General features: G+C 61.6%; 10 protein-coding genes. 8 read left to right on the top strand and 2 right to left on the bottom strand.

The window, feature by feature from the left end; translation table 11 throughout:
• Nucleotides 1–82 precede the first annotated feature (82 nt).
• Entirely contained in the window at nucleotides 83–829 is a 747-nt protein-coding gene (locus EIH27_RS06565) for a FadR/GntR family transcriptional regulator (RefSeq protein WP_206424910.1), read from the top strand.
• Between the two features lie 171 nt (nucleotides 830–1,000).
• Nucleotides 1,001–2,371 carry an anaerobic sulfatase maturase gene (locus EIH27_RS06560; protein WP_241153013.1) on the top strand — a complete coding sequence of 457 codons (1,371 nt, stop codon included), beginning with the start codon at nucleotides 1,001–1,003 and terminating at the stop codon, nucleotides 2,369–2,371.
• A gap of 29 nt (nucleotides 2,372–2,400) precedes the next feature.
• Here EIH27_RS06560 and EIH27_RS06555 read toward each other — a convergent pair whose 3' ends face one another.
• Complete coding sequence (locus EIH27_RS06555) at nucleotides 2,401–3,933, bottom strand: sulfatase family protein (RefSeq protein ID WP_124040204.1); 1,533 nt, start codon at nucleotides 3,931–3,933, stop codon at nucleotides 2,401–2,403.
• Between the two features lie 8 nt (nucleotides 3,934–3,941).
• A complete protein-coding gene (locus EIH27_RS06550) occupies nucleotides 3,942–7,091 on the bottom strand; it encodes a glycoside hydrolase family 2 TIM barrel-domain containing protein (RefSeq protein WP_124040203.1) in 3,150 nt (1,049 codons plus the stop codon).
• A gap of 270 nt (nucleotides 7,092–7,361) precedes the next feature.
• Here EIH27_RS06550 and EIH27_RS06545 point away from each other — a divergent pair, with 270 nt between their 5' ends.
• The 6 genes from EIH27_RS06545 to EIH27_RS06525 all read left to right on the top strand — a co-directional run bounded on the left by EIH27_RS06545 (nucleotide 7,362) and on the right by EIH27_RS06525 (nucleotide 15,554).
• Nucleotides 7,362–8,774 carry an extracellular solute-binding protein gene (locus EIH27_RS06545; protein ID WP_124040202.1) on the top strand — a complete coding sequence of 471 codons (1,413 nt, stop codon included), beginning with the start codon at nucleotides 7,362–7,364 and terminating at the stop codon, nucleotides 8,772–8,774.
• Nucleotides 8,775–8,894: 120 nt separating this feature from the next.
• Nucleotides 8,895–9,797: a carbohydrate ABC transporter permease gene (locus EIH27_RS06540; protein WP_124040201.1), complete on the top strand. Its 903-nt coding sequence runs from the start codon at nucleotides 8,895–8,897 to the stop codon at nucleotides 9,795–9,797.
• A 2-nt stretch (nucleotides 9,798–9,799) separates the two neighbouring features.
• Nucleotides 9,800–10,732, top strand: a complete 933-nt coding sequence (locus EIH27_RS06535) for a carbohydrate ABC transporter permease (RefSeq protein WP_206424909.1) — start codon at nucleotides 9,800–9,802, stop codon at nucleotides 10,730–10,732.
• Between the two features lie 65 nt (nucleotides 10,733–10,797).
• A complete protein-coding gene (locus EIH27_RS07990) occupies nucleotides 10,798–11,112 on the top strand; it encodes an alpha-L-fucosidase (RefSeq protein ID WP_164461630.1) in 315 nt (104 codons plus the stop codon).
• On the top strand, nucleotides 11,096–12,202 hold the full coding sequence (locus tag EIH27_RS06530) for an alpha-L-fucosidase (protein WP_164461629.1): 1,107 nt from the start codon (nucleotides 11,096–11,098) through the stop codon (nucleotides 12,200–12,202). The genes EIH27_RS07990 and EIH27_RS06530 overlap by 17 nt, the downstream gene beginning before the upstream one ends.
• Nucleotides 12,203–12,290: 88 nt before the next feature.
• A complete protein-coding gene (locus EIH27_RS06525; RefSeq protein WP_164461628.1) occupies nucleotides 12,291–15,554 on the top strand; it encodes a cadherin-like beta sandwich domain-containing protein in 3,264 nt (1,087 codons plus the stop codon).
• Nucleotides 15,555–15,570 lie beyond the last annotated feature (16 nt).

Raw genomic sequence — 15,570 nt, 5'->3', positions numbered from 1 at the left:
CGAGTATGCCCGTGGGTGGAGTGTGCTAGCGCGTAACCGGACAGGTGCTCCACGGCCGGCGAAGAGTGAAAGGTTCGAGCGCATGTCTCGTATGAACACGGCTGCAATGGTGCGTGAGCGCATCAAACAGTACATAGTGGAAAACCAGCTGGCGCCGGGTGACGCTATGCCGTCTGAGGCAACGCTGTGCCAGGAGCTGGAAGTTAGCCGTAGCAGCGTGCGCGAGGCTATCAGTCAGCTGGGCGCCCTGGACATGGTGCATGTGGAGCATGGCCGGGGCATCTTCGTGGGGGAGATTTCACTGGCGCCGCTGGTGAACTCCGTGCTTTTCCGGTTCCAGTTGGATCATCGCGGGGAGCTGGCGTGCCTTACGGACGTGGTGCAGGTGCGCCGCGCACTTGATCTGGGGCAGGCGCAGGCCGTGGTGGAGAATATGCATGGCCGCTACAACGATGAACTCCATACCATCGTTAACGCCATGATGGAGAAGGGGCTGCAGGGCCAGGACTTCATGCCGGAGGATAAGAGCTTCCACGTACTCATGCAGCAGTCCGTGGCAGACAACCGGCTGCTTCCCGACCTCACGGGCGCGTTCTGGGAAATCCACATGGCGGCCTCGAAGTCCCTGCGCGAAAGCGTGCCGCAGGATATTGATGACACGATCCGCGCTCACGGGGACATGCTCGCCGCCGCGGAGGCTGGGGACGTGGCCGCCTACCGGGCCGCCGTTATTGCCCACTATCAGCCGCTGCTGCGCCGTATTGAGGAGACGCCGCAACCGGCAAGTGTCAGCGCCCCGCAGTCCGGCGCGGAGTCGGCCGCCAGCTAGCGTCGGCGCTTACTAGCGGACCACGACGTCGTCGCGCACCGCGTAACGATGACGTTCCGCGTGACGGTGGCGTTCGCCTCCGGGCTTTCCACGTACCGGTAGTGCAGCGCAATGTCGGATGCGTGGTTCTCGTGGGCGAGCCGCGTAACGCTCGGTACACAAGGGGTGGATGTGACGCGAAAACTGCTTCCTGAAGCGGGACCATCGCAACCGTCCGCGGTAGTTCGCGGGCTGGGCGTCTCGCCATCCGTATCGGACGAGGCATTCTCGCGTGCTCTTCGCAGGGGCATTCGCTACCCGCGGCGCCCGTTCTCCGCCCTTGCTAAGCCGATGGGTGCCGCGTGCAATTTGGATTGCACCTACTGCTTTTTCCTCTCGAAAGAGCATCTGTACGATCATGCACGTCAGCGGATGAGCGAAAGCATGCTGACCTGGTTCCTCACAAACTTTCTTGACGCGCAGCCTGACGGAGCCGTCACCGTCGAGTGGCAGGGCGGTGAGCCGATGCTTCGCGGACTCCCATTTTTCCGCCACGCCATTAAGCTCGCCGAGCAGCTCAAGCGCCCGGGTCAGACGGTTTACCACTCTATCCAGACGAACGGCACGCTTCTCACGGATGAGTGGGGCGAATTTCTTGCCAAGCATCATGTGCTGGTGGGGCTTTCTATGGATGGCCCGGCGCGGTACCACGATGCTTACCGGGTGAACAAAGCGGGGCGTGGTACACACGCCATGGTGCTGCGCGGGTGGAAGATTCTTCAGAAGTACGGTGTGGATACGAATATCCTCTGCACTGTTCACGCCGCAAATGCGGATCATCCACTCGAGGTGTATCGGTACTTCCGCGATGAACTGGGAGCCCGCTTCATCCAGTTCATACCGATCGTTGAGCGCGTGACGGAGGCGGAGGTTGCAATCGCGGAAAACGGCTGGCACACCACCGGCTTGGAGAGGCCGCTCTATCGGCAAAACGGCGACGCGGTGACGTCGCGGAGTGTCTCGCCCGAGGCGTGGGGGCGGTTCCTGTCCGCGGTGTTCGACGAGTGGGTTACCCGCGATGTCGGAGAGGTTTTCGTTCAGCACTTCGATGTGGCCGTGGGCAACGCGGTGGGGCGCTACTCACTGTGCGTCCATTCGCCGGTGTGCGGGGCGGCCCTCGCCACGCTGCCCGACGGCGCCATCTACGCCTGCGATCACTGGGTGGAGCCCGGTTATGAGCGTGGAAACGTGGAAACGGTGTCCTTCCGGGAGGTGCTTGATTCTGCTGCCCAGCGGCGTTTTGGGCGTGCCAAGCGCACGCGACTGCCTCGGCAGTGCCGCGAATGCCCGGTACTGTGGGCCTGCCAGGGTGGCTGCCCGAAGGATCGGTTTGTGCGCAGTGATGCTGCGGGCGCCGAAGAACGTCACCCGCTCAACTACCTCTGCCCCGGCTATCGGGCGTTCTTCACGCACATTTCGCCATCTGTCCGGCGCATCGTTTCCTTACTTCAGGCGGGCCGTCCGGCGGCCGACATTATGCGTGACGCGGCCGGAACCGCCTAGACGCCCGAGGCCAACCAACGCTTAGTCCCCTAGTCCCCGTCAGATCCGCTCTCCACCGCATCCCAGTCTGAACGCGCGGTATTCACCAGCGGCACATCGAAGTCCGTCATGGCCGCCATCCATTTTGCAAACGAGGAATCGCCCCGTTCACGAAGCTGACGGTAGAGGTTTTCCGCCAGCTTCCGCCGCACGCCGTCGTAGGCGGGAACGGTGTAGACGTTCGTGATCTCATACGGATCACGCCGTAAATCATAGAGTTCGTTGACGGATTCCGGATTGATAATGAGCTTGTACTCGCGGGTGCGGAGCATGCGCTGTTGAAGCGGGAAGTGGTGCCCGTGGAACTCGCACACGATGTCCTGCCGCCAGCCGGGCACACTGTTACCGCGGGTGAGATCCACAATGGAGCGCCCGTCCTCCACCAGCGAGGTGTCCAGCCCGGCGATGTCCAGCGCGGTGGCCGTGTAGTCATTAAGTGACACGAAGGCATCTGAGCGTCCCACCGTGGACACGCCGGGAATGTGGGCGATGAACGGGATCCGGTAGATGTCGTCGTACATTGCTGGACCCTTATCATTGAGCCGATGCGCCCCGGTAAATTCGCCGTGATCAGCGAAGAAGAACGTGGCGGTGTCATCGAGGATGTCCAGCTCCCGAGCCGCGTCAAGAACCCGGCCAATCTCAAAATCGATCATCGCCACGTAGCCCCAGTACACGGCAATGAGTTTTCTCCACTGCTCATTCGTGAAGTCCGCCGTTGACCAGTAGGTGGCGTAGTTCTGCTGCACCGGCGGCTTGCCAATGAGCGGGTCGGCAAACGACGGCGGCAGGGTGACCTCATGCGGATCGATGAGATCGAACCACTCGTCGGGAAGGAAGTAGGGCAGGTGGGGGCCAAAGAAGTGAAGGTCGAGGCTGAACGGTTTCCCGTCCTTCCTCCACTCCTTGGCGTAGCGCCGCATGCGCTCGATTGCTCGATCGGCGAGGAACCGCTCGAATGTGGCCTCTTCGGGCTGCTTGAGCCGTGCGGCAATAATGTGTCCCGGCCGGCCGCCCGGCAATTTGCCGCGATAGAAGTCATGTGCGCGCACCGGCGGTAGGTGGTTGTCCTCGAGCCAGGCCGTATACGTAGGATTCTGCACCGGATTCTCGGCACCCCAGAACGTGTCATCGTCGGCACCAAACTGGTCGGGGAGGTTGCGGCCGCAGTGCCACTTTCCGACGATTCCCACGTTGTACCCGTGATCCCGCAACTCCTGGGTGTAGGTCCACGCGCCCAGCGGGATTGCGGTGCGATAGGCGATATTCCACTCGTCGTTCGCCACCACCTTGTGCCGGAACGGGAACTTCCCGGTCATAAGGGATGATCGTGCGGGTGTGCAGATCGCCGTCGGCGTGTAGGCGTTCGTGAACGCGAAGCCGTTGTTTCCCATCCAATCGAGGTTGGGGGTGCGGGCGTGCTCGTTGCCCAGGCAGCCGATGCTGTCCACGCGGTGCTGATCCGTCATGATGACCAGTAGGTTGCGGACGTTGTCAGGAATATCGCGATGCTGTGTAGCCATAGTGCTCCTCACTCGCCACGCGTGAATTCGATGCTCAGGTGGTAGGCGCGCGGTCCCCAGGCGTATTCGGGGCGCGTGTCCGGTCCGCAGCTACGTGAGCCGAGGCCGTGCTGTCCGCCGTCGATATAGAGGTGCCAGAACGGGCCCGGCGCAGGTAACTCGTAGGGGTGCTTGGCCGTGGTGAGTTCGAACTCGTCCGCCGCGTGGAGGGACCAGCTGGGGTAGTGGTCCGAATAGGCGGGGAGGGTGCGGTTCGGGTGGCACGTGAGAACGACGACGCCGTGGTCACCGTCCAGCTTGAGCTTGCGGAGGCCGGGGCGCGTCCCGTTCTCCTGGGGGCGCGCGTAGGCGAAGGAGAGATCCTCCGGGGCGGCGTCGAAGGTGCCACGATGCGCGGCAAGGAGCGAATCGGCGTAGGCTTCGCCCGGTCCAAGTCCATCCCACCGGATGTGCCGCGGTTGCGGGATGTCGAGGACGATGCCGCTTCGCGGCGCGGTGGACCACCAGCCTGTTGACGGGGCAGCGTCGACGTCCAGAGCGACCGTGGGAGTATTACCCTGCGTGCTCCAGTTCCATCGCCAGCTGACCGTGACGTAGGTGGGGCGATCGGCGGGTGCCCACCGCTCCACCCGGGTGAGTGAACCGTTCGTGGCATCCCCGGTGGTGGAGACGCGGCAGGCGGCCAGCATCATGCGATCCAGCCCGGCTCTGCGCCACTCCTCCTCTGATGACGGAGCCTTTGCGGCGCCGATTCCACCCGTCTCCTCCGGACTGGCGATGGCGTAGGAGCCGAACGAGTGGAGGCGATCATTGTCCGTGGGGGCCCGCCAGAACGAAGGCCTGAGGCCTTCAATTGGCATGCCGAGGAGTCCGGTCAGCTGGTGGCCGTCGGGCGACAGCTCCACAACGGGCGCGTTACCGGTGGCCGGTGCCGTCTCGGGCTGCCGGGCTAGACTGCCGCCCTCCGGTGCGAGCTGCGTGCTGCCTTCCCGCGGGGTGGAGGAGAAGGCGATGGGCCGGCGCCATTGCGTGGTGAACGCCGGCCTGTTGTCCGGGTTCCACGCGGTCGTGTTCGCCCAGTACCCGGTGACCGTCACCGTGTCCGCGATGCGAAGCCGCTCCGCAGCTGTCGCTTCGGTGACGCCATCAGGTACGAACTGCGCTTCGCCTGTCTCACCCGGCGCCACGTCGTGAACCAGGTGACCCACGCGGACGCCGTCGGCATCAACGATCACCGTGAGTGAGCCGGAGCGGAGGGTGGAGAGCCGATTGCGTACGGTGAAGCGGAAGCGCAACGGCTCGCGGGTAGCGGCGTCGTCGGAAAGACGGCTCATCACCACGCGCAGCGGGGCATACGCCTCCCGCAACTCGGCGAGGGCGGGTGACGGAACGCCGTCAGCGCGGACCAGCCCATCAGCAACGAAGTTGGAATCATGCACGCGCTCACCGAAATCACCTCCGTACCCGAAGTACTCGGTACCCTCCGCGCTCCACGTGCGCAGGCAGTGATCTCGCCACTCCCACACGAAACCGCCAATGAAGTTCGGGAAGCGGTCCATGAGCTCCACGTAGCGGGCGAGTGCGCCTGCCCCGTTGCCCATGGTATGCCCGTACTCGCACAGCATGAAGGGGAGAGCGCGCTCGCGAGCGATGCCGGTGACCGAACCGCGGAACACCCGTCCCTTGCCGGTGCAGTAGGCCTCCACCTCCTCAAGTGGGCAGTACATGCGTGAGGCGACGTCCGTGTAGCGGCCGTCATGATCGGCCTCATAGTGAACAGGCCGCGTCGGGTCCAGGTGGCGCACCTCGGCGGCCATGAGGGCGAGATTGCCACCGTCATCGGATTCGTTACCCAGTGACCACATGATGACAGAGGGGTGATTGAAGTCCCGGCTGACGGTGCGGCGGGCCCGATCGACGAGGACGGGCGCCCACTCCGGCGCATCGGCCGGATTCCCGGCCCAGTTTGCCGCCTCGAAGCCGTGCGTCTCAAAGTCCACTTCGTCGATGATCCAGAACCCCATCTCATCCGCGAGGTCCAAGAAACGCGGGTGGGGCGGGTAGTGGGAGGTGCGGATGGCGTTGATATTGGCGCGCTTCATCAACTCGAGGTCGCGGCGCACAAAATCCTCGTTAAACACCCGCCCCGCATCCGGGTTCGTGTCATGCCTATTGACGCCGTAGAGCTCGATTGGTGCGCCGTTGACCAGGAGCCGGGCTACCGGACCTTCCGTGACGGTCACCCGCCGGAAGCCCACGCGGATCTTGCGGGTTTCAGCCGGTGTGGCAACGGTGAGCGAATACAGGCGGGGAACCTCGGCGCTCCACGGCTCCACGCGGGGGATTGTGATCGAGTGCCAGGCGTTCGTGGTGATGTGGCGGGTGCCCAGGGGCAGGTCCGCGCTCTCGAGCGTGGCGGCGGGCGCGGTGGAATCCACGCGAAGGCTCAGAATTCCGGTTCCCGTGACTGGGTCGAAATCGGCGGTGACGCGCGCATCATCGATGGCGCCAGCCGGCTTGATAATGAGCGAGACATCCCGGAAGATTCCCGGGAGCCACCACTGGTCCTGATCTTCCACATAGCTCATGGCAGACCACTGGGTCACGATGACCCGGAGCGTATTTGTGCCGGCGAGCACCACATCCGTGATATCGAACTCCGTGGGGAGGCGCGAGCCACGGGTGGTTCCCACGTGGCTACCGTTCACTTCTACCCAGGCAACGGATTCGACGCCGTCAAAGCGGAGGAGTATGCGGCCCGCTAGATCATTGTCGGTGAGATCGAAGGTGCGCCTGTATTCGGCCGTTGGGTTGTTCGCGGGGGCGTGGGGCGGATTAAAGGGGAATGGGAACTGGACGTTCGTGTAGATGGGGCCGCCGCGGCGGAACGAGTGCCGAGGATGATACGACGCCGAACGCGGTGCGGTATCCGCGGGGTCCGTCAGTACCCAGTGGGAGGGAACGAAGATTCGTTCTTCGGGGGTGGTGGAGGCTGTGTCACCCCAGAGCTCGGGTGCATCAGGCGAAGGAAACAGGCGAAAGCCCCACTCCCCGTTGAGGGTACGGACGGGAAGCGAGGTGGAGCTGGGGTTGACCCAGGTGTGCGCAGGCATGACGGCACCGGTTGATGGGGCTACGCTGTCAAAAAAATCGGCCATGACGCTTCTCTTCCCTTTCTGGTGGCAAGTGCTCTCGAGGCATCCTTGCCTGGAGAGCGAACGTCCCCGTGATGTCCCGAGCGTTCGGGTGCATCGGAGCTCACACTACCCCACCCTAAAGTTTCTTCGTGTGAAACACTTGACCGCGAGGTGGAACTTCAGGGTGTGTTTGGTCTAGATTTATTCCATCAGTGATGCAATGCACTGCGTGGAAGGCAATCCTCGCTCAAGGGAGAGCGGGTGGCCTCGTATACCAACGGAGGTATAGATATGAAGAGCGCACTGCTTCGCGGGGTTGGAATCCTCGCGGTAGCCGCTATGGGTCTGAGTGCATGCTCCAGCTCAGGTTCGTCCAGTTCAGGGGCTAGTGGGGAGGGAAACTCCGGCATCCCGAAGCCCGCGGTTTCCTGTGATGTTCCGGCACAGAATATCGACGCGTCAAAATTGGATCTCACGAAGCTTTCCGGTGAGATCACGTTCCAGACTCAGGGGCTCAAAGGAACGTTTGACGATTACATCAATGGAAAAATCAAGGAATTCGAGGAGGCCAACCCCGGCACCACGATCAAATGGACCGATCAGGCGGGTTCCGCTGACTTCGATTCCCTGATGGTGACGCAGGCGGCGAATTGCTCCATGCCGGACGTGGTCAACGTTCCGGGTTCCACCATCATGGCGCTTTCGTCCTCTAACCTGCTCCTGGACTTCGACGTCAAGGCGCCCGGAATCGGGGACAAGTTCGTGCCCGCCATCTGGGATTCCGTCAAGTTTGCGGCCCAGGAACACCACAATGCTCTCCCCTGGTATTTCGGTCCGTATCTCACCACGTACAACAAGGATGTGTTTAAGAAGGCCGGCCTTGACCCGAACACGCCGCCCACCACGATGACGGACTACTTTGCCGATGCGCAAAAGATCGCAGATTCCGGCTCTGGTGACTACGCCCTCTACGGGAACACGTCCTGGTACATGGTGCCGCAGTGGCGTGCCTCGGGCGTCAAAATGATGAATGACGACTACACGAAGTTCACCTTTGCCCAGGATAAGAACGCACTCGAGTGGGTGACGCAGATGGCGGATCTCTACAAGAAGGGCGCCATTCCTCCCGACTCCATTACCGGCGATCTGGACCAGTCCAAGGCCTACGGTGCCGGCAATCTTGGGTATGGAACGCCCAACGCATCGTTCCTGCGTAATGTCCAGACTAATTCCGGCTCCGTCTACGCCGTGACAGGTGTTGGGGAAGAGACCCGGAACGAAGGTATTACCCCGGTGTTTGACGGCCAGTATCTGGGTGTATCCGTTACCACGAAGAACGCCCCGCTTGCCGTGGCGTGGTCCGAATTCATCACCAATGAGAAGTCCGGCCTTGAGTGGGCTCAATACGGCATCGATACCGGCAAGGCCGTAGTATTCCCGGCCACCACGAAGGCGCTCCAGGATCCCTTGCTCGCGGAGGTTTCCGGTGATGATGTGTTTAGCCAGGCCCGCAAGATCGCGGCAAAGGAGGCGCTTGAGGCCGAAGCCTACGTCCCGCTGTTCTACGTGACAGGCCAGGTATCTGACGCCCTTATCAACAACATCAACAAGGCGATTGTTGGTCAGGTCAGTCCGCAGGAAGGGCTGGACAATGCCCAAACCGAAATGAACAGCCTGCTGACAAAGCTGCAGCGCAATAGGTAGCAGGGCGGAGGGGAGGTGCGCCGCTCGGTGAGCGTACCTCCCCTTAATCCAGGATCAAGAGGTATTTCTCATGTCTGTCGCGGTTTCCAAGCCGAAGATGAAGAGGAAGAAGATCAAGGGGTGGAGACCCTCAATGGCACCGCTCGTTTCCGCAAGCCGTGGGTTCCCTGGCTGTGGGTGGGCATTCCCGTGGCGTGGATCTTCTACTTTTATGTCTTCCCATTCTTTAATACGGTGCGGCTCTCACTCACCAATGCGAGTCCGCTGACCGGCCAGGGCGATTTTGTTGGGCTGCAGAACTTCAAAGATCTGTTTGCGGATCCCACGTTCTGGAATGCCACCCTCAACTCGGTGGTGTACGCCCTCATCGTGGTTCCCATCATGACCATCGTTCCGCTTCTTCTTGCGCTGCTTGTCCGCGACTGGGTGCCCGGGATTGGAGTGTTCCGCTCGCTTTACTACATCCCCGCTATATCTTCTCTGGTGGTGATTTCGCTGGCGTGGCAGGCCTTCCTCAAGGACGACGGCGTGGTCAACGTATTCCTGAAGAATGTTGGCGTGATCAGCCAGCCCATTCCATTTCTCACGGGCCGTTGGCTACTCCTCATTTCTTCGATGCTTATCACCCTCTGGCAGGGTTTCCCCTACTACATGCTCATGTACATGGCGGCGCTAGCGAATATTGATCGTTCGCTCTACGAGGCGGCGGATATTGACGGCTGTGGCGTTTTCCGGAAATTCACCACGGTCACCGTTCCGGGGGTCCGGCTCATGATGGGGCTTGTGGCAACTCTGGTCTCAATCGGCTGCCTCAAGATCTTCACCGAGGTGCAGTTACTGTCCAATGGCACCGGTGGCGTGGGCGGCCAGTCGGAGACGCTCACGATGTACATCCGGAACGTTGGTCTGGATCCTACATACGGCTCCCTGGGGGCCGGCTCGGCGGCGGCCGTGTTCCTCTTCTGCATCACCATTGGTTTTGTTCTGCTTTCGCAGAAGCTGTCAAACGGTAACGAGGCGTAGCAATGAGTACACCAGTAACTTCCCCGACCCAGCCGGTACATGCGACGACTTTCCGGCAGCGGCTGCGGCAGCATCGCCTCATGAAGGAAGCTGAGCATGCGCAGTCGCACGGCCTCTACGGGTGGGCGCGCCTACGGCGCTACATAGTGCTTATTATCGTGCTCATTATCCTAGTGGGGCCGATTTTCATCCCGTTGCTTGGCGCATTCAAGGCGCCGAGTGATCCGCTGTTTGGTGCGGACTCCTCCATCTTCCCGCGGAAGTGGTCTCTGTACGCCTTTGGAGATCTTTTTGCGAACACCGGTATTGTCCGCTACATCCTGAACTCGCTTGTGGTGTGCATCCTCAACGTGTGCTCCGCGCTCGTGTTCGCCACAACGGGTGGGTACATGCTCTCCCGGCGCGGCTGGCGTGGGCGCAAGGGTGTGATGATCCTGCTTACCTCTGCGCTCATTTTCCCGTTCGAGTCCATCATGCTGTCTCTGTACGCTCAGGTCCGCTCCATGGGCTTGTTTGACACGCTGGTGGGCGTGTGGATTGTGGGTGCGATTGGCCCGTTCCACCTGTTCCTTATGATGGTGGCATTCCGCGGCATCCCGGATGATATGGAGGATGCGGCGCTTCTTGACGGGGCAAACGAGTGGCAGCGGTTCTGGCACGTGCTTCTTCCACAGACCAAGGGCAGCCTGGTGATTGTTGGACTCACGGCGTTCATCTTCGCGTGGCAGGACTACCTGTGGCCGCTGCTGGTCATCCAGTCCGATGACAACAAGACAATGCAGCTGGGTATCGCTGAGCTACAGAGCAATTTCGGTACGGACTACCGGGTGGTTCTCGCGGGCGCAATCGTTGCGCTTATCCCCATTCTCATCGTGTTCTTCTCCTCGCAGAAATACTTCTTCCGCGGGATCGAAGAGGGCGGTTTGAAGTTCTGATGCGGCAGTCAGCGGGGGTGGTGCCTCCCGTGACCGCGGCGGAATCTTTCTTGGAGAGGATTCAAATGGCTGAAGATGTTGACTTCAGGCCGGATAACCTTGAGGCGGCCGGTGCGCTCACCCCGGGCCCCGACCCGGGCTACACGTATCCGACGGACCCGCGGGTGGCTGCCACACTGGAGCACTGGCGTGATCTCAAATTGGGCGTCATCATCCACTGGGGCATTTACACCTCACTCCAGCAGGCGGGCTCGTGGTCCCTTCACCGCGATCACCTGGGTGATTTCACCGATCCACCGGCTGATTTCCATGGCACCAAGGCCGAGTACCAGCGGTACTACTACGACCACCGCCACGTACTCGATGGCCACAACATTTGATGCCACAAAATGGGCGCGGCTCATAGCGCGGGCCGGAATGAAATATGGCGTGTTTACCTCGAAGCATCATGACGGCTTCAGCATGTATGACACGAAATATTCAAATCTCAAGTCCACCGCGGAGGACACGCTGCTTCAGCGGGATGTTTTCGGAGAGGTTACCTCCGCCTTCCAGCGCGAAGGCATTGAAACCGGCGTGTACTACTCGAAGGCGGATTGGTCCAGACCGGAGTACTGGGATCTAGCGCGGCCTATTCATGACCGATTCGCGAATTATGACGTCACCACGCAGCCGAAGCGCTGGAGCCGTTTCGTTCAGTTCGTCCATGATCAGGTGGAGGAACTTCTCACGAATTACGGTCCGCAGCTCATGCTGTGGCTGGACGCGGGGTGGGTGCGCCCGCCGCGCGAGGACATCGACATTGATGGCCTCGCAACGCTGGCACGCTCTATTCAGCCTGGAATCCTCATGGTGGACCGCGAGGTGCACGGTCCACAGGAGAATTACCGCACCCCGGAGCAGGAGGTTCCGGAGCACTATCTGCCCTATCCCTGGGAATCGTGCATCACCTGGACGAAGTCCTGGTGCTCCATGCAGAAGGATGATCCCGCGAAGCCCACCTGGCAGATCATCGCCAACCTGCTGCGAATCGTGGCGCGCGGCGGTAACTACCTGGTGGGGTTTGGGCCGGACCAGACCGGTGCTCTCTCAACGTACGTGGAGCGAGGTCTTCAGGAACTCGGCACGTGGATGGACGGACACGGAGAAGGCATCTACTCCACGCGAGCCATCCCCACCCAGCCGGAAATCCACCAGGTATCCGGAGAGCCGGCCGAATGGTTCATTGTGCGCAAGCGGTTCGATGTGGAGCCGCCCGCAGCGGCGGATGTACCGGTCAGCGTCTACTACCTCTACGGCGTTCCGCGCGCGGGGACGTGCGCACCCGCCGAGGTGACCATTGATCTTCCGCAGGCCCATGCCGAAGCGCTTGGCGGGTCGCGGGCTATAGCGAGGCGCGAGGGAGGGCGGTTGGCCGTCCAACTTACGCCCGCGTCCGATGAGATGGGCTACGTGGTTCGTCTCTTCTAGGAACCCCGAGGGTTCCCTCCGGTGCGGCGAGTGCCGGGCGTTGCGGCGGGGTTCAAGCCTCCGCACAGAATTCCACGAAGGAGTGTCCATGCGAAAAACGTTGAAGCGGAGGGTGGTTGCCACCGTTCTTGCCTCATTTCCCGCCCTGGGTTTGTGTGGGTTGTCCGCGCCGGTGGCTGCCGCCCCGGCACAGGGAGTGGTGACTACTGAGGCGGGCTCTCATACCGGGCTCATTCGGGATCTGTTCATCGATCAGCTGCCCTTTGGGCAGCCGGGAGATCCCGTCAGTTTCTCGGCGGATGTGCACAGCTATGAGGCCACCGCCTTCTATCACACAGACGAGGTGACGGTTCGTGCCATCGCTGCGTCCGGTGCGCAGGTAGCTATTAATGGCAAGTCGCCGGACGCGGACGGCCGTGCCACAGTTGACGTGTCCAAGGGTGCCACGATCACCGTCACTGGAACATACGGCGGAGAGTCAGCAAGATACACGATTACCGTGCACAAGGTGAACACGGACTTCCGCGGCAACGTATGCGTGGGGCGCGGAGCGGCGGAGGGCAATGGTGCCACGGCCGCGGAGAACGCCTCAATGACGGACGGTGACCCATCCACGGGATGGAAGTTCGCAAACTTCTCGGTTGCTGACGACTGGAGTTCGGACGTGTCCGGCTTCCAGCTGCATCTCCCGCAAGCGCGCTACATTGCGCACATCAATGCCACCGCGGACCTGCATTTTGTTAATAAGAAGCAGGACTGGGATCCCGGATACAACCTCACTCTTCAGATACAGGAAAGTGACGACGCCCCGTGGACCACCATCTCCACGCACGCCAGCCTCCGCTCCATGACCTATGGCGGGATTATCTGGTGGGATCTGGGCGGTTACCACAAAGTAAAGAACGTTCGAGTCTGGATGAACCCCTCGAAGGATGCTGAAAGCATCGCGACCACTGCGCTCACGGATGTCACGCTGCAGGAGTTCGAATTCTGGGGACTTCCGGATGGCAAGGAGCCACCAAAAACAACGGTTTCCACCGCGGAGACGGAGGCGTTTGATCCGGCGACGGTGCAGGACGAGTGGGGTGTGAACCGACCGCAGGCCCTCGCGCTCCACTACGGGATTCTACTTCCCGCCTGGGTGCCGTCTGAGGGCTACGCGCGCGCCACGATGGATGACCGCGAACAGAAGCTCACGGGTGGCGTTATTCCCGTGTTCTACGATCCGCCACTTTTCAATGAGAGCATGATGGCGAGCCTAGAGAATACTCAATGGGGGATCGCGAAGGCTCCCTACGGCAAGAATTCCATGACCGGCAGCTTCGAGGACTTCCTCACCGCGGAGCAGAAGCAGTACGCCGCCGGGCTCGTCGATATTCAGTACGGAGATGAGGGCGGGTGGTCCCTGGAGGAACAGGCCCGTTTTAAGGACTGGTTCGCGGGTTCCAAGGCCGCCTACCCGGGTGCGATAGTGCACTCTAACCAGTACGGCGGTGGATGGAGCGGACACATCGCGGACTACGTGACGGACGCGCAACCGGACCTCGTGTCCTGGGATGGCTATCAGTTTGCCTACGGAGACTCGTGGAACCAGGCGCCGAGTGATGTGGTGCGCAATCACTTTAACGGTGGCAACTGGAAGGAAGATCGCCAAGCCGCCCTGGGCGTTGGTCTCGACGGCGAGGGGCAAAGCCCCACCCTGTATGGCCAGTTCATCGACTATCAGTACTCCTCGAACGTCCCGGAGTCCGAGAAGGCGCTCACCGTCATGCTTTCCCTCGCGTCCGGTCAGAAGTGGATCGGCGGATTCCGCATGGAGAATAACGGGTATGACAACGGCGGTTTGTATGATCACGACGGCGCGCCCACCCCTACGTTCTACGAGTTCACCCGTATCTTCCAGCAGGTACGCGGAATGGGAAACTACCTTGTGGGCCTCAATAACACCTACGTGGCTACGGTGCCGGGATCGTATTCGGCTGGGACCACGAACAGCGTTGCGTCCGGCTGGAAAATGGGTGATTTTGCCGGCTCCCCGAAGGAGGAGTACGGGCTCATTGACGTGAGCGCTCGCAATGTCGGCACTCAGAATGATGGGCGCCCCGGGGATGTGGTGCTCGGATACTTTGACAAGGTTCCGGGACTCAAGGCGGGGAAGACCGCGGAGATTTTCGGTGCGGGTGTCACCGATCCGAAGGCGTTCATGGTGGTCAACGGCCTGGTGGATCGCGCCAACTCGAAGGTTCTGAAGCTCGCAACGCGCACGGACGATGGCTCCTACTGGCAGACCGCGCAGGAAATCACGCTGACGGTTGCTCCACCCACCGCTGACGCGACGCTCATGATGGCGGACCCGGTGACGTTCAAGGCAACCGAAGTGACCCCGGTACCCGTGGCTGGGAAACAGGCGGCCACGGTCAAGGTGACACTCGGTGGCGGGCAGGGAGCGCTGTTCTACTGGACGGCACCCAACCGGGCACAGTCGGTGTCCACCACGCTCAATGCCTTCCATCCGACGGTGACCTCCGTCGATTCTGAGGAAACCGTCGCGGAACCCGATGGCCGCGAAAACATGGTGGACGGTACGGATACGGCGCCGAATCTCTCTACCTTCTGGCACACGCCCTGGGGACAGGGGAAGGCGACGTCGTTCCCGCACTACGCGGTGTTCGGTAACCTTCCGGTTTCTGCTACGGATTCCAGGATGCGCGCTGTTGACGGTGTGGTGTTTTCGCCGAGGCAGGTTGCCCAGTGGAGCAACGGGGTGGATTCACCACAGCATGTCTCCTACTTCGCATTCAACGAGCCTCCGACGACGGCGCCGGATCCGGCAACGAAGACGTGGGCCGGCGGAACGAAACTGGCGGATGCCACCTACCGGCAGGATGTGAACAACCAGGTAACGGAGTTCGCCGCGGCGGTTCGCCCGAAGTTCATCGGTATGGCCGTGTGGGATAACTTCTCTGGGAGTACCTTCACCTCGGTTTCGGATATCCGGCTCCTGGCGAGCACTCCGCAGTCAGTTCCCTGGCAGGATATTCAGCCGGCAACGCCTGTGACGACGCCGACGACTCCGGCGGCCACGTCGTCTAGCGAATCCACAAGCCCGGCAGCCACCCCATCGAGTACCCCGGGTGCTTCGGATCAGCCCTCGGCCGAGCCCTCAATTCGGCCGTCGGACCAGCCGTCAGTTCAACCATCGCGTGGCGAAAGCACGCAGCCGCCGGCGAAGCACACCGCGGCGCAGACCGGGCTCGCGCGAACCGGGTCTGCGGCCGGCGTCGGGCTCACTATTGCGGTCGGCTTACTTGGTGCGGGAATTCTCCTGCGAAGGAGGGCCGCCAATCAGTAAGCAAATTCGGGGGCTG

Source organism: Neoactinobaculum massilliense, from assembly GCF_900604955.1.
Taxonomy (GTDB): domain Bacteria; phylum Actinomycetota; class Actinomycetes; order Actinomycetales; family Actinomycetaceae; genus Neoactinobaculum; species Neoactinobaculum massilliense.
The sequence above is the reverse complement of the archived record's forward strand: the minus strand, read 5'-3'. Positions and strand labels throughout refer to the sequence as shown.